Below are 15,183 nucleotides of genomic sequence, written 5' to 3' on the forward strand. Positions count from 1 at the left end.
GGCCTGCGTCGACGCCAGCACGCTGCTGAGTTCTGCTGCCGCCGCGGCGTATTCGGCGCTCATCGCGCTCCACGCGGCCGCCGCGGCAAACAGCGACGCCGGCCCGGGACCGCTGCCCAGCAGCGCCGAATGCACCTCCGGCGGAGAAGCCATCCACATCGGTGCGGTCATCGGCGAACGCCGCTCCTGTGATCAGCGACCAACGGGATGACTACGGCAGGCAACGACATCGGCGACTCCTGGGCTGGGAAGGCTTGCAGAACTACCGAACAATAAGTGAAAACGGTTGTCATTATCAATTATGGAGGCAAACCTCATGCCAAAGGCATAACCTTGGCCCTCTGCGGCCATCGCGCTCCGCCACTGTGGCCACTGTGGTCGCGACCGTAAGAACCAACGTGTAGCTGGCCGCGTTTACGGGACGGGCCGGTCACCTCCCGGTCGGCCGGACGAGACCACGGTGCTCATGTACCGCACCCGATTTCGTGTTCACCGCGACCGCCGCCGCTTTGGGGGCATCGCCGTGGTGAACGCCGCCTCGAACGCGCCCGCCGATAACCGAGCCCAGGTGGCCACTAGCTCGGGCTTTGCCGAGGTCGCGGTCGACGACTGCGCATGGGGGCGCCGCAGTTGTCATCGTCGTCGACTCCAAGTTCTCGTCCAACCCTCGACGCCTTTTCTAGCGCAATGGGGCAGTCAATCGCCTACCTCTGTGATAAAGGTCAAACGTCTCGGCAAGCCGCTGAAAACCCATTTGCCCTCGACAAACGACCTTTCTCGACAATTCTTTGAATTTCACATGCATTGACGTGTCGTCTTTGAAGTTCACCTGAGCCCACGCTTGTGCAGGTGCGGGTTATCAACGCGCACAACGGTTTTTGTTACATCTGGTGATTGATTTGCACGACATCTTTGTCCGTTCGTGCCGTGGGGGTGCTCTTCGTTGTCAAGCTACGCTGGCACACGTGGCTGGGCGATCTCCATCTCGCAAGGAGGTGATCTCGGTGGTTCTGGACAACACTCAACTGCGTCACGATGATGCGTGGGACTATCTGCACCCTTAGGGCCGATGGCTGTGCAGAGCGCCTAATTGCGCTGTGCTACAACAGGTACCGGCACACAGGTTATGCCGAGTCAACTGTTGGCCGGCTGTGTTTTCGCACCATCGGGTAAAAGCACAGCCCGATGAAGACCGCGCAGAAATGGCCGATCGCCGTGAAATCCACCTTGATGACCAGCGGGACGAAGAAGACTGTGATCAAGATGGCGATGTACCCCCAACGCCATGGCGGCGCTATGCGATAGGCCAGCACCGCGATGACGCCGACAAGAAAGTAACTGACCCCGATATCGACAGCGTCAACCAGCTTTTCGGGAGCCTGATGATAACGGATGGCCAGAAGCAGCACACCTTCGGTGAAGTACGTTGCACCAACGTGCGTGGTCAATCCGACTGTGAGCCAACGCATCTGTCCAAGCCAGTGCTCGGCTGGGGCAAGGAACACGGTGAACAGCAACAAGTACGGCGTCCAAAAGCGGCCATCGATGAATAGCAGGCTGGAGAAGAGTACGTCGAGCGGATCGGTCGCCAGCTGGTAGATGTTCGTGGAGTCGCGCACGAGCAAGGCGTGCAATTGATACCTGGTCAAGTGCCGGGCGATGGTGGAGGTGATCAACAAGGTGATTAGCCATAGATAGGTGAGCGGTGCGCCGCTGACGAATCGCCACAACGCGGTCAATCTGCCAGAAGACCGCATCCGGTTGGCTAGATGTTGCATGGCATCCCCTTGTAAGCCTCCAGTTTCACTGCGCGAGAACGTAGCTCGGCACCCAAGCCGATCTCGGCACATTGTGCTGACTGGATTAACGATGACCACTAGTAAGGAACCACGCCATGACGCGCTTCCTCTTACGCAGGAGGGCTGGGCACTTGACACTCGGCAGGGACCCCGACGTCACTGTCCCTGCTTCGGAGTACGGAGAAGCATTTAGTCGATTGACAACATCTGTAGGCAGTCAATGAACTGCGCTTCTAGCTGTTTGCTTGTGATGAGGCCTAACTCACACGCCAAGCGACGAATCGTGGTGGCCGTCGTGACCGTTTGCACATCAAGATGGGCTCACGTTTTCCTAGAGCGATTGGAAGTCGTTAGGTGAATGCCGTACATGCTTTTTGTGATGATGCCCTCGGTTACCACGACGCGGTTGGTCTGGTCGCCGCTTTGAAATCCCGCCAAGTGTCGGTACCCGAGGTTGTTGAGGCCGCCATCGCGCGCACCGAGGCGGTAAATCCGGTGCTCAACGGGCTGTCGTTTCAGGCCTTCGATCGCGCGCGGGAAAGAGCCGCGACTACCGGTGGTGAGCGATTCTTGGGTGGGGTGCCCACCTTCGTCAAGGACTGCGAAGCCGTGGCGGGAATGCCGACGATGGCGGGCTGCGACGCGTGGAAACCCCGACCCGCCGCGGCTGACGGTGAATTCGCCAGCGCATACCTGGCGACGGGAATGGTCCCGCTGGGGCTGACACGCATGTCGGAGTTCGGGTTCAACGCGGCAACCGAGCACCCGCGGCTGGGCGCGGTTCGTAATCCCTGGAATCCGGACTGCACCGCGGGCGGATCATCCTCGGGTTCAGCGGCTTTCGTCGCGGCAGGCGTGGTGCCGATCGCGCACGCCAACGATGCCGGCGGATCGATCCGAATTCCCGCCTCGTGCAACGGGTTGGTTGGATTCAAGCCTTCGCGTGGCCGGTTGCCCATGGACAAGCAGATGCGCCGGTTGCCGATCGTCCTCATCGAAAACGGCGTGCTCACTCGATCAGTTCGCGACACCGCGGCGTTTTACCGCGAGGCCGAGCGGCTGTACCGCAATCAAGATCTGCCGGGCGTGGGTGACGTCAGCGCACCGGGTCGAGCTCGCCTGCGGATCGCGGTATGCACGCGGCCGAGCGTGGGGACATGTAGCACGGGGGTTTCCGAGTTGGCGCTGAAGACCGCAGCCCTACTCGAAGAACTCGGGCATCGCGTCGAACAAGTCGATGAGCCATTGGTGCCGGCGTCCTTCGCCGACGACTTCTTACTGTTTTGTTCGTATTGCGCGTGTTTGGTGATGACGCAGGTGCGGGTTAGCCGCTATGTGGGTGGCCCCGCCGTCGACCGCCGCAAGCTGGACAACTTCACGCTTGGTCTGGCCCGCCTTGGCCGCCGCAATCTGCACCGGATGCCGCGGGTGATCGATCGGCTGAAAGGTCTGCGGCAACGAAGCGCCATCTTCTTCGGTGACTACGACGCGGTGCTGACACCGACGCTGAGTCGGGAAACTCCACGAATTGGGTATCTCGACCCCACCGCGACCTTTCAACAGGTCATCGATCGGCTCACCGATTTTGTCGCATTTCTGCCGCAGTTCAACATCACCGGGGAGCCCTCGATCTCGCTCCCCCTGGCCGAATCGGTAGACGGCATGCCAGTGGGAATGATGCTGGCCGCCGACATTGGGCAGGATGCTCGGCTGCTCGAATTGGCATACGAACTTGAGGAGGCACAACCGTGGCGACAAATCCAGTCCGCCTAGACCCGCAGAGTCAGCGCGAGCCGCGCACGGAATTAGCGGCGGTCGACTATCTGATGCTTCGAGGTGATGCCAACCCACGGTTGCGCTCGGGGTTCATATCGGTGGAAATTCTTGACAATACGCCGGATTGGGAGCGGTTTCGGACTCGCGCCGAAGATGTCTCCCGCCGCGTGTTGCGGCTGCGGCAGAAAGTGGTCGCGCCACCGCTGCCCACGGCCGCGCCGCGCTGGGTGACCGACCCGGACTTCAACATCGACTTCCATGTGCGACGCGTGCGTGCCCCGGAACCCGGCACCTTGCGCGAAGTGTTCGACCTGGCAGAGGTGATGCTGCAGTCGCCGCTGGACCTTGCTCGGCCGTTGTGGACCGCCACGCTTGTCGAGGGGCTGGCCGACGGGAGGGCCGCGGCGCTGCTGCATCTCAGCCATGCTGTCGCCGACGGCCTCGGCAGCATGGCGATGTTCGTGCCCATCTTCGACCTGGAACGGCACCCACCCGCGGAACCGCTACCACCACAACCGATCCCGCAGGACTTGTCTGCCACCGAATTGATGCGAGAAGGGGTCAATCAGCTGCCCGGCGCCTTTCTTAAAGGGGTCCGGGGTGTGCTGTCAACGGTCACCCGCGCGGCTCGGGACCCTGCCGCAACGGTGACGGGCGTCTTCGGCTACGCCCGTTCGAGTGCGCGAATACTTCAGCCGGCAGCCGAGCCTTCGCCGTTGCTACGCAGCCGCGGCGTTGCGACTCGCAGCGAAGCGCTCGAGTTCCAGCTCTGCGATCTAGACGCAGCGGCCAAAGCGTGCGGCGGGTCGATCAACGACGTCTATCTTGCCGCCCTGTGCGCTGTGTTGGGGCGTTACCACTCTGCACTCGGCTCGCCGATGAACGAACTGCCGATGGTGGTGCCGATGAATTTACGCTCCGAAGCAGATCCCGAGGGCGGCAACAGGTTTACCACTGTCAGCCTTGCGGCTCCGGTCGGCACGGCCGACCCGTTGGAGCGAATACAGAAGATCCGCGCACAGATGACGCGGCGCCGCAAGGAGCCCGCCAAAGGCCTGATCGGCGCCGTTGCGCCGGCACTGAGTATGTTGCCGACAACGGTGTTGGTGCAGATGATGCTCCGCTCTGCGGCCGGCTCCGATGTGCTGGCGACCAACATTGCTGTCTACCCACATGACACCTACATTTGTGGCGCAAAGGTGCTGCGGCAGTTCGGGCTTGGTCCGTTGAACGGCACGGCGGTGGAAGTGGCGCTGCTGTCCAGGGGTGGGATCTGCACCATTACCGCACGCTATGACCGGGCGGCCGTGCGACACGAAGAGTTATTCGCCGAGTGTCTGCTGGCCGGATTCGATGAAATCCTCGCCTTAGCCGGCGAACCCGCCCCGCGTGCCGTCCCCGCATCGTTCGGCGCGTGGGACCAGAGTTCCCCGTCTCGGTTGGTCTTGGCGGATGACCTGGAGCCGGGAATACCAGCAGGCCAGGCGTAGCCAACTGAAGGCCTGGGCTCGGGCAAACCAGCGGGCAGCGGGGTCCGCGGTGCCGGAAAACCAGGCTGGCTGTAGCGTGACGGCCGTGAAGTTCTCCTCGGCGTACTCTTCGGCCGCGCTTGCGTCCTGTGTCGCGGCAACTGTTCTGACTCTGGGTGCAACGGGCGTGGCAACCGCGGCCGGCTCCTGCCCAACGGCGGCAGCGTCGAACGGCGGAACGCCTGACTGGACGCTGGCCGGTACCACCGGCAGCATCGCGGTCATCGGCCCCACGGATACGACCGCTCCGCGCGTGACCGTGACGGCACCGTTCAGCGTGAGCCAGACCCAGGTGCACACGCTGCACGTTGGCGACGGACCGGTGGTCTCACCTGTCGCCAAGGTTTCCGTCTGCTACATGGGCGTCAACGGACGTGACGGCTCGGTGTTCGACAGCAGCTACGACCGGGGTGCCCCGGTTGACTTCCCGCTTACCGGAGTTGTGCCGGGCTTTCAAAAAGGCATCGCGGGGCAGAAGGTCGGGTCTACTGTCGCGGTCGCGATGGTCCCTGCGGATGGCTATCCCGAAGGTCAGCCCAGCGCTGGAATCCGGCCCGGCGACTCGCTCATCTTCGCGATCAAGATCCTCAGCGCCGCCGGCTAGGCAGCGACGATGTGAGCTTCATTGCCTGAGCTCGCTGCATATTCTGCTGTGCTACAACGCCTTACGGCCAGAGGGGCCGCAGGCCTGATTCATTACCGTGGGAAAAGATAGGCAATCAGGCTAAGAACGAGTGCTGCGATCCCCGAAAGTCCGGCAACGACAGTCCAGGTATCCCTGCGGGGACGGCGCGCCAAGACGACCAATTTGGAAAACCCGCGGGTGGCATGCGTGGATCGCACAAACAGGTACGAGCACAGAGCGATTAACAAGAATCCTATCCGCAGCGCCCACGGCGCCATGGAATGTCGATGCCCGTGAAAGACGAAGCCGGCGGCGAAAAATGTACATGCGCCGCCGAGCAGTGCAATCGGCAGGGAGCGAAGCCAGTTGGCCGCGCGATAGGTCAGTGAGCTGCGGTCAGGCAGGCTGGCCCAATATTGAGCTATCGATGATTGACGCTGAAGCGACATTTTTCCGACTGCCTCGACGATGTTGCAGTAGTACCGGCGTAGCCAGATGGTCAAGTTCGAACCGTCGCTGTAGTGGAATTTGGCGAACACCGATCTGATACCTTCGGCATCCTCGATCGGCTCGATCTGGTCGACATCGGTAGTTGATGCCTGACTGTTGTCCGACCAAACCACCGTCATGATGAGGCAATTCGCATCCTGGGCTCCCAACGCCAGCATCTGTTTCAGTTCGGAGGGAAGGATGGGCCCGCGCGTTAACTCGACCAGCAATGGCTTGTCCTGCTTGTTCATCCTGCCTTCCCCCGTGGCGAACATCAGTTCAACTGCATGCCGATCAGATCCATACCGCGGTAACCGTGCAGTGACGATACTCAATGAGGTTGCCGCGGTGGAATTGTCACTGCGACGCGTCATCTATCAGTTCAAAGGCTGCAACTTGTGGAAGATCCGCTGAAAATGCGGGATGTCACTACACCGTAAATACTTGTCGCTCAGTCGAATACACATTCAGCGCATAGGGTCGTTGCTGTGGATGCACGATTCATGCAGCTGATCGACGGACGAGAGCTGGCCTGGGCGGAGCTGGGTGACCCCAGCGGCTATCCGGTGTTCGCATTCCACGGCACGCCCGGTTCCCGTCACCAAATCCTCATCCTCGTCGAATCGGCGTCCCTGCACGCTGCGGGCGTCCGGATGATCGTCCCGGACCGGCCCGGCTGTGGGGCCAGCACCCGGCAACGGCGGCGCGCGTTCGCGGGGTGGGCGGACGACGTGGCCGAACTCGCTGACCACTTGGGCATTCGGCGGTTCGCCGTCCTCGGCATCTCCGGAGGCGGGCCCCACGCGGCGGTCTGCGCCCGCTTCCTACCCGACCGGGTCAGTGCCGCCGCACTCATCAGCGGGGTCGGTTCGCTCGCTGAGCCCGGGTCGGAGTCGGGAATGATGGTAGCCAACAGGTTGTTCGCCCGGCTTGGGCGGAGAGTGCCCGCGGCCAATACCGCAATTTTCGGGCTCATCTTTCTATTCGGGCGCCGAGCTCCTCACCGGGTATTGCCGTTGTTGATGAACAGCATGCCGGCAGTCGACATCGGGGTGCTGTCGCGGCCCGAGGTGCTGAGCATGTTCATTAGCATGCTGGCAGACGCATCCCCTACTGCGGGCCGCGCTGCGGCGCAAGATTTCCGACTCTTCGCTCGTGACTGGGGCTTTCGGCTCGAGGACATCAACGTACCCGTGCAGGTGTGGCAGGGCGACGTCGACGTGAACGTCCCTGTGGCCCACGCACGGCGTCAGGCCGCAGCGATCCCGGGCGCCACCCTGCACGTCGTGCCGGGTGAAGGCCACCTCATGTTCGTCGACCACTTCGAAGAGATCCTGCGTGAGCTGCTTGACTCGAAGACCTGACGACGTCCTAAATCATCTGCAGCCCAGCAGGTTCGACTACCCTATCCACCGTCTTTGGTGGCCACCGCATACACGACATTGGTTTCGGCGCTGGTGATACCAGAACTGCGAACGTAATTAAGGTTCGTCGTGTGCACGCGATCGCGATCGTGCGGCGAGAGCTGCTCGACGGTGCCGCGATAGCCTGAGCCCAGTATCGCCGCCCACCAGGCTTCGGGCGACGTGATCGGATGTGCGCCGAATTCGGCTACGACCTCGGCCTGCTCCACTCCGCCCGCACGCATCACTTCACGCAACGATGCCGGATCGCAGATGCGATCCCACGGATTGAAGCCCTTGTAGAGATCGGGTCGGACCTCGCGGATCGAATCCCAGAAAGCGGTATTGGCGGGCTCGAGAAAGCGTGGTCCCCAGGTGGTGATCGCGAGCTTGCCGCCCGGGCGAACGAGGTGCCACAACGCCCGCACCGCGGCGTCGATATCGGGCACGAAAAAGACACCGAACACACACACGACCGCGTCGAATTCCTCGGGTGTTAGCCGGAGATCGAGCATGTCGCCGGAGCGAAACTCGATGTTGCGTAAGCCCAATGCCTCGGCCTTTGCCCGTCCCAGCGCGAGCAGTCGCTCAGCGAGATCGACACCGACCACCGCCCCGCGAGGCCCGACGATCTGCGCTGCGGGTATCGCCGAAGCGCCGCTGCCGCAACAAACGTCCAAGACCCGGTGGCCGGGTGCGAGGGCAAGCCGCTCGACGGTCTCGCGACCGAAGCGAGCCCAGAACGTATTCGCCGGATCGTCGAACGCATCAGCCGCCGCGTTGTAAGTCGCGGCGGCTCCGGTCTGCGCGTCGTGAGGAGTGCCGGAGGTCATCGCTCCCGAGACTAAATCGATTCCGGCACCTACCGCAATGTGCAATTGTGCCAGGCTGTTCCGTTGCAGTGCAGCACGTTTCGAACGGCTCAGCTTCAAGCCTAAGAACGCAGTTCTCTGGACATTGCAGGATGGACCAGGTTAGATGCTGGCGTTACGGTTCGCGTGGTGCACATGCTCTGGACTATGTGTGGCGGTAGTGGGAACGATATTCGCGGGGTGGCGCCCCGCGTCGTCGAGGGCGAGGCGGTCGATCCGATTGCGCTTGAACCGGTCGACGAGTTGGTGATCACGACTCTGGTCGCAACAGCTACGACGGCTTGATGACGGACATGGGCCCGGCGCGGCGAATGCCGATGAGCCGTACGCCGGCAGTGGAAGCGGCGCAATTCGACGGCGGCACCACGGTCCCGGGAATGCTCGCCGAGCATGGGTTCTCGGCGCTGGTCACGATGCGGCGGGGCAACCGCTCACGCACGCTGCTGTTCGATACCGGTGTCTCACCTGACGGCATGGCGACCAACATGGAGCGATTGGGTGTCGACGTCGCCGACATCGAAGCCGTCGTGCTGAGTCACGGCCACTTCGACCATGCCGGCGGCTTCGCCGGTCTGGCTCGCCTGCGCGGCCGCACCGGGCTGCCGTTGACGGTGCATCCGCTCGTGTGGAGCCGGCGAAGGATCGCCCTGCCGGGGCGTCCGGGCTGGGAACTCCCCGTGCTCAGCAAGTCTTCGCTGCAGTGCGAGGGTTTCGAGGTCATCGAGCGACGCCAGCCCTCGATCCTGCTTGACGGGGGCGTGCTGATCACCGGTGAGATCGACCGCACAACCGATTTCGAGATCGGAATGAAATTCCACGAGGTGTCGCGCGACGGTGCCTGGGAGCCGGATCCCCTGATCGTCGACGACCAGGCGCTCGTCGTCCATGTCCGCGGACTAGGGCTTGTCGTGTTGACCGGATGTGGGCACGGTGGGGCCATCAACATTGCGCGGCACGCGATGCGGCTCACCGGCGTCGATCGGTTGCACGGCCTGCTCGGGGGATTTCACCTGACCGGGCCAGGATTCGAGCCGATTATCGAACCCACCGTCGATGCGCTCGTGGCCTTGTCCCCCGGCCTCGTCGTCCCGGCGCACTGCACGGGATGGCGCGCCCAGGTCCGGCTCGCGACGGCACTGCCCGACGCTTTCGTCCCCAGCGCTGTAGGTACGTCGTTCGCCCTGGCCGCCGCCTGAGCCTGGAACTGCGACGTTATACTAAGTGCCGCAATAGCTTTCGGTTGCCGCGGCTGACGGCGCGAGCGTACCGTTCCGGCATGACGAATACATCTCACCCCCAACTCGGAGTGCTTGAGCCTGCCCGGGTTCTAGTCGGTAAATTCACGGCACTAGCTGCAGCTGTGTTGATAATCGGCGGGAGTCTGGCCGTCGAGGTCGCACCACTTAGCCGCGCCGACTGGTGCGGCGATGGCGGACCGGCCCACGTTTCGCCAAGTGGCTGTACCGATCCCGTGCCTGCCTCGCAAGCGCCGTCCGGTCGCCCGCCATGGCTTGCGGCGATGGAACAGCGCGACCCGCAATTCGCCGGCTCTTATCAGGGGATGCGTGAACGAATCCTCAACGAAGGTGTCATTCCGGCCAAGTACAAGCTGCTGATGGGGATGATCACGGACACGATCGCCGCGCATCCCGACGGGGTGAGGTCGCTCGCTGACAACGCCCGTGCCGCGGGGGCCTCGGAGGCCGAGGTCACCGAAGCGGTCGAGGTCGCCTATCTCTACGGTGGCACCGCAGCGCTTGTCATGGGAGTCAACGCCTTCCCCGGTAGCTGATCGCAGGATCGGTGGCGACGAGTTCCTGTTCCTGCTCGTCGGCGCCCCGCCCCGAAGCCGAAAAAGTGCTTGATCGGCTCCGTCGTCGCTGGGCCGAGCGCGCCCGTGATTTGCGCGCCGACTAACCGGCGAGCGGTTCGAACATGTGCGCCGGGTCGATGCCGATCTGCTGAGCAACATGGCTGGTGTCCCAATACTCACGCCAGTGGCTGACCGCCCCGTCGCGCACTTCGAAGACCGCGATCACGTGGAACGTTACCGGCACGCCACCAAGGGAATTCACGTCAACACGTTCGACCACGACGGTGTCGCCGGTCGACACAATCGTGCGGATTTCGCTGCCGTCGATCATGCCGGTGGAAAGGCTGTTGTGTTTCTCGAGTTCCGCGCGCGCCGCGTCGCGTCCGACGATCACCAGTGACAGCGGCACATGCAGCTGCCAAATGAAGTCATCTGTCATCAGGGCTGTTGCCGCACCGATGTCGATGCTCTGCCCGTAGAAGGTGTGGATGAAGTCGAGCACGAGTTGCTCGGTGGCATTTTTTGCGGCAACGCCTGGTGGCATGTTCTCTTCCTTTGCTGGTCACCGGTCTCTTCGAACGCAGCCCGTCGGCTGCGCGAGCGCGAGCTGGTGGTGACTCTACGCCTAAATAAACTGATTGATTTAATGGTTCTCCAAATCTCGTTCAGACATTCGTGGTTGTCAGCCGACGGATCAGAAACAATGCGCCGTTCGGGGTCCATAAGGTGCCCAATATGTATCGTCAGATCCTCGACCCTGTCGCCCACTCGCTGGGCTGGAGTTCCCTGGTGGCCGCCCTGCCGCTGGCGATGCTCTTCCTGATGCTTGGGGTTTTGCGTGTGCGGGCGTGGCGGGCCTCACTGCTATCGCTGGCCGTCGCGATCGCGATCGCGGTTGCCGTGTATCGCATGCCCATTGGCCAGACGCTGCTGGCGGGCGGCGAGGGTGCCGTGTTCGGATTCTTCCCGATTCTCTGGATCGTGATCAACGCGATCTGGGTCTACCAGATGACTGTGCAGACAGGGCATTTCGATGTGCTGCGGCGCAGTTTCGCGAGTGTCAGCGACGACCACCGCATCCAAGCGATCATCATCGCGTTTTCGTTCGGCGCTCTACTGGAAGCCTTGGCCGGATTCGGTGCGCCCGTGGCGGTCACCTCGGTGATGCTGCTCGCCCTGGGATTCAAACCGCTCAAGGCGGCTGTCCTCGCGCTGGTTGCCAATACCGCACCGGTCGCCTACGGGGCGATGGCCACACCGATTATCACGCTCGGCAAGGTTTCCGGATTATCCAGCGACGCGCTCGGCGCGATGGTCGGGCGTCAAACCCCGATCCTGGCCATCTTCGTTCCGCTGGTTCTGGTGGCCATCGCCGACGGTCGGCGCGGAGTTCGGGAAACCTGGCCCGCGGCGCTGGTGGCCGGCGTGGTTTTCGGCATCGGCCAATACGCCACTTCGAATTTCGTGTCGGTGCCGCTGGCCGATGTGGTGGCTTCGTTGCTGTCCGCCGGTGCCGTGGTGTTGCTGCTGCGCGTCCAGCGTCAACAATCCGCACCGCGGGCCACCGTGGTCGCGGGCGGCGCTTCTGACACGCTGTCCCCCGAATTCGCTGCGAATCTCGGGCGTCCGGACTCGCGCATCGAGGTGGCCCGCGCGTACTCGCCCTACGCGATCATCATCGCCATTTTCGTCGTCTGCCAGGTACCGGCGGTGAAGAAATTTCTCGAACACGCGACCTATACCGTGCACTGGCCGGGACTGCACTTGTACACGGCCAAGGGCAGCCCGTCGACGCTGCCGAACTTCACCTTCAATCTGCTGACCACTCCGGGCACGCAGATGCTGCTAGCGGGCGTCGTCGCCATGGTGGTGCTGCGACTGTCGGTGGCCGGGGCCGTCAAGGCCTATGGGGCAACGCTGTATCAGCTCCGATGGGCCATCCTCACTGTAATGGTAGTGCTGGCACTGGCTTTCGTGATGAACGCCTCCGGACAGACCATTACCCTTGGCGCGTGGATGGCGGGGGCGGGCGGTGCTTTCGCACTGCTCTCCCCCATTTTAGGGTGGCTCGGCGTAGCGGTCACCGGATCCGATACCTCGTCGAATTCTCTGTTCGGCGCCCTGCAGGTGACCGCGGCTGCCAAGGCGGGTCTGTCACCGCTGCTGATGGCCGCGGGCAACAGCAGCGGCGGTGTGCTGGGCAAGATGATCTCCCCGCAGAACCTGGCCATCGCCGCGGCGGCGGTCGACATGCACGGAAAAGAGGGTGACGTTTTCCGCCGCGTGGTCCTGTGGAGCGTGGTGTTCCTGGTGTTTATCTGCGCCCTGTCGGGGCTGCAAGCCTCGGTGCTGTCGTGGATGGTGTTCTGACTATTGACCGTGCGATTTTTCGCGCCATCCGCGCTCGAACGGCAACCGCCACGCGTTGGGCGCAATCAGTTGGTGAATGGCGTTGGGGCCCCAGGTTCCGGTCGGATATACCTTGGCGGGCGGCGGGTCGGTGAGCAGATCTGCCGAACGCTCCCAAAGGGATTCGATGCCCTCGGCGGTGGTGAATAGTGTGTGATCGCCGCGCATCGCATCGAGAATGAGCCGCTCGTATGCCTCGAGCGTTTGGTCCGCGGTGTCGATTTCCTGCGAAGAGAATTGCATCGACAACTTGTCGAGCCTCATCCCGGGGCCGGGCCGCTTGCCGTAGAAGGACAGTGACACCTTTGAGTTGTCGGCCAGATCGAACGTGAGGTGGTCGGGACCCTGAGTCCCCACGCCTGACCCTGCCGGGAACATGCTGCGCGGAGCCTCTTTGAACGCAATCGAGATAATGCGGATGCCTTCGGCCATCTTCTTGCCGGTGCGCAGGTAGATCGGCACGCCGGCCCACCGCCAGTTGTCGACGCCGACCTTAAGCGCGATGAACGTCTCGGTATCGGAATCCCTTGCCACACCGTTCTCTTCGCGATACCCGCTGTACTGGCCGCGCACCACATCTGAACACTTGACGGGCAGCATGGAGCGGAACACTTTGTTCTTCTCTTCGCTGATCGCATACGGCTCAAGGGCCGTCGGCGGTTCCATCACCACGAACGCCATCACCTGCAACAGGTGGGTGACGACCATGTCCTTGTAGGCGCCGGTGCTTTCGTAAAAGTTGGCTCGCTGGTCCAGACCGAGCGTTTCGGGAATGTCGATCTGGATGTGGTCGATGAAGTTCCGGTTCCAGATCGGCTCGAACAGACCGTTGGCAAAGCGGAACGCCAAGATGTTCTGGGCCGCCTCCTTCCCCAGGAAGTGGTCGATCCGGAAAATCTGGGATTCGTCGAATGTCTCGTGCAGGAAGTCGTTGAGGGCCACCGCACTGGCCAGGTCGGTGCCGAACGGCTTTTCCATCACCACTCGGGATCGCTCGACGAGATTCGCGTCGCGCAGCGTGGTGATGACGGCGCGGGCTGCTTTCGGCGGAACCGACAGGTAGTGCAGTCGCCGCACGTTCGGCCCCAGATTGCTTTCGGCCTCGGCGACCGCGGCGGCCAGGGCCTCGGGCCCGGTGCCCTGCGGGACGTAGTGCACGATCTTCGCGAAGTCGGCCCACTGCTCGGGTGTGAGCTTGTGAGTGCCGTACGAGTCGATTGAGTTCTTCGCGATATCGCGAAACTCGTCATCGCTGAGTTCTTCGAGCGACGTCGCGACGATTTGGATATCGGGCGCGAGCTCGGATTGATCCAGATAAGCCAAGCCGGAAATCAGCTTGCGCTTGGCCAAGTCCCCCGTCGCGCCGAACAACACGATGACATGGGGGTCGAGCGGGTCGTAGTCGTGGCGGCGCGGACGTGAGTCAGGCGCCGGGTAAGAGATCGTCTGCGGTTTCTTAGCGGCCACTCCCGAGATACTTCCACTGTCGCGACATCTCCGCAGCGGTGGGCTCGCATCGGCTTGCTCCGGAAAATCAGATGTTCATCTGCGACCGCGCCAGGCCAGCATCGCCTCGAGCCGACAGAAGTCATACCCGTTGTCGTCTGGGTGGATTTTGGTGGTGAACAGCGTGACGCCCGCGTCGACGAAAGCATCCGCCGACTTGGCGTCGGTCCACGCCATCGCGCGTTCGATGCCGGCCTCGTCGCGTCCGGCGTCCGTTGCGAGCCGTTTGAGGAGCTCGTTCTTGCGTCGAAACTCGTCAATGGGTGCAAAGCTGTGCCAGATGTGGGCGTGTCGGGCCGCCGCGGGAATGGTGCGCCGCTCCCCGCCTCCGCCGATCAGGATCGGGATCTGACGCAGCGGGCTGGGCGTCAAATGGTTGAGCCGGTATTCGATGCGCTGCAAGCCCTCGTCGAACTGGTCCATCCTCGATCTGACAGTGCCGTATTCGTAGCCGTAGCCAATGAAGTCTTGCGGATACCAGCCGGCCCCGAGGCCGAGGATCAATCGGCCGCCACTGATGTGATCGACCGTGCGTGCCATATCCGCAACCAGGTCGGGGTTGCGATACGGCATGCCGCTGACGAGCAGTCCGATCTCGGCTCGACTGGTGATCTCGGCCCACGATGCAAGCGCGGTCCATGCCTCGAAGTTGTTGACTTCGGGCTGCTCATCCTGCAGTTGCGGAGTGCCGTCGACCATGTCGAGGAAGGGTTTGTGGAAGTGGTCGTAGCCGAATATGGCGTCAACGCCTAGCTCTTCGGCGTGCAACACCGCCTGGCGCCATGTCCGGTAGTCCGGTGTTCCACCCGCCCACAGCTGAACGCCTATCCGCACCGGACGTGACCGGTCTGCGGACACCGCACCGGTCTTCGACCCGGTCGTTGAGTCGGTCACGTTTCCCAGCCTTTCAGAACCCCCAGGACGGATCTCTACGGCGTCGCCGGGTTACCAAACTCAAACTG

The 15,183-nt window shown here is 62.7% G+C and carries 14 protein-coding genes; 7 read left to right on the forward strand and 7 right to left on the reverse strand.

Features of this window, described 5'->3' with window-relative positions; translation table 11 throughout:
* Both H7K34_RS03435 and H7K34_RS03440 read right to left on the reverse strand, forming a co-directional pair.
* Positions 1-171 (reverse strand): PPE domain-containing protein (locus H7K34_RS03435; protein ID WP_264060516.1); only part of this gene is annotated, 171 nt, incomplete at its 3' end.
* A 953-nt stretch (positions 172-1,124) separates the two neighbouring features.
* Positions 1,125-1,778, reverse strand: coding sequence for a rhomboid-like protein (locus H7K34_RS03440; protein ID WP_372510675.1), 654 nt, complete (start codon positions 1,776-1,778; stop codon positions 1,125-1,127).
* Positions 1,779-2,153: 375 nt separating this feature from the next.
* Here H7K34_RS03440 and H7K34_RS03445 point away from each other — a divergent pair, with 375 nt between their 5' ends.
* From H7K34_RS03445 to H7K34_RS03455, 3 genes are all read left to right on the forward strand, one after another.
* The gene (locus H7K34_RS03445) at positions 2,154-3,572 is read left to right on the forward strand and encodes an amidase (protein WP_264059929.1); all 1,419 of its coding nucleotides are present in this window, start codon (positions 2,154-2,156) and stop codon (positions 3,570-3,572) included.
* Positions 3,548-5,065 (forward strand): wax ester/triacylglycerol synthase family O-acyltransferase, encoded by a 1,518-nt coding sequence (locus H7K34_RS03450; protein ID WP_264059936.1) that lies wholly within the window; start codon positions 3,548-3,550, stop codon positions 5,063-5,065. The genes H7K34_RS03445 and H7K34_RS03450 overlap by 25 nt, the downstream gene beginning before the upstream one ends.
* A 76-nt stretch (positions 5,066-5,141) precedes the next feature.
* Complete coding sequence (locus H7K34_RS03455; protein ID WP_264059938.1) at positions 5,142-5,708, forward strand: FKBP-type peptidyl-prolyl cis-trans isomerase; 567 nt, start codon at positions 5,142-5,144, stop codon at positions 5,706-5,708.
* A 92-nt stretch (positions 5,709-5,800) separates the two neighbouring features.
* Here H7K34_RS03455 and H7K34_RS03460 read toward each other — a convergent pair whose 3' ends face one another.
* Positions 5,801-6,469, reverse strand: coding sequence for a hypothetical protein (locus H7K34_RS03460; RefSeq protein ID WP_264059941.1), 669 nt, complete (start codon positions 6,467-6,469; stop codon positions 5,801-5,803).
* A 237-nt stretch (positions 6,470-6,706) separates the two neighbouring features.
* On the opposite strand from H7K34_RS03460, the gene H7K34_RS03465 reads away from it, so the two are divergent.
* Positions 6,707-7,582, forward strand: a complete 876-nt coding sequence (locus H7K34_RS03465; RefSeq protein WP_264059943.1) for an alpha/beta fold hydrolase — start codon at positions 6,707-6,709, stop codon at positions 7,580-7,582.
* 41 nt (positions 7,583-7,623) lie between these two features.
* On the opposite strand, the gene H7K34_RS03470 is transcribed toward H7K34_RS03465, so the two are convergent.
* Positions 7,624-8,454: a class I SAM-dependent methyltransferase gene (locus H7K34_RS03470; protein ID WP_264059945.1), complete on the reverse strand. Its 831-nt coding sequence runs from the start codon at positions 8,452-8,454 to the stop codon at positions 7,624-7,626.
* A gap of 323 nt (positions 8,455-8,777) precedes the next feature.
* Here H7K34_RS03470 and H7K34_RS03475 point away from each other — a divergent pair, with 323 nt between their 5' ends.
* On the forward strand, positions 8,778-9,689 hold the full coding sequence (locus H7K34_RS03475) for an MBL fold metallo-hydrolase (protein ID WP_264059947.1): 912 nt from the start codon (positions 8,778-8,780) through the stop codon (positions 9,687-9,689).
* A gap of 323 nt (positions 9,690-10,012) precedes the next feature.
* Complete coding sequence (locus H7K34_RS03480; protein WP_264059949.1) at positions 10,013-10,285, forward strand: carboxymuconolactone decarboxylase family protein; 273 nt, start codon at positions 10,013-10,015, stop codon at positions 10,283-10,285.
* Between the two features lie 121 nt (positions 10,286-10,406).
* Here the strand turns inward: H7K34_RS03480 and H7K34_RS03485 are convergent, their stop codons facing one another.
* Complete coding sequence (locus H7K34_RS03485; protein ID WP_264059951.1) at positions 10,407-10,850, reverse strand: limonene-1,2-epoxide hydrolase family protein; 444 nt, start codon at positions 10,848-10,850, stop codon at positions 10,407-10,409.
* Between the two features lie 191 nt (positions 10,851-11,041).
* On the opposite strand from H7K34_RS03485, the gene H7K34_RS03490 reads away from it, so the two are divergent.
* Positions 11,042-12,676: an L-lactate permease gene (locus H7K34_RS03490; RefSeq protein WP_264059955.1), complete on the forward strand. Its 1,635-nt coding sequence runs from the start codon at positions 11,042-11,044 to the stop codon at positions 12,674-12,676.
* On the opposite strand, the gene zwf is transcribed toward H7K34_RS03490, so the two are convergent.
* Both zwf and H7K34_RS03500 read right to left on the reverse strand, forming a co-directional pair.
* On the reverse strand, positions 12,677-14,182 hold the full coding sequence (zwf, locus tag H7K34_RS03495) for a glucose-6-phosphate dehydrogenase (RefSeq protein ID WP_108923835.1): 1,506 nt from the start codon (positions 14,180-14,182) through the stop codon (positions 12,677-12,679).
* 75 nt (positions 14,183-14,257) lie between these two features.
* The gene (locus H7K34_RS03500) at positions 14,258-15,115 is read right to left on the reverse strand and encodes an LLM class F420-dependent oxidoreductase (protein WP_264059961.1); all 858 of its coding nucleotides are present in this window, start codon (positions 15,113-15,115) and stop codon (positions 14,258-14,260) included.
* Positions 15,116-15,183 lie beyond the last annotated feature (68 nt).

The sequence above is a fragment of the Mycobacterium montefiorense genome (assembly GCF_025823255.1).
Classification (GTDB): Bacteria; Actinomycetota; Actinomycetes; order Mycobacteriales; family Mycobacteriaceae; genus Mycobacterium; species Mycobacterium montefiorense.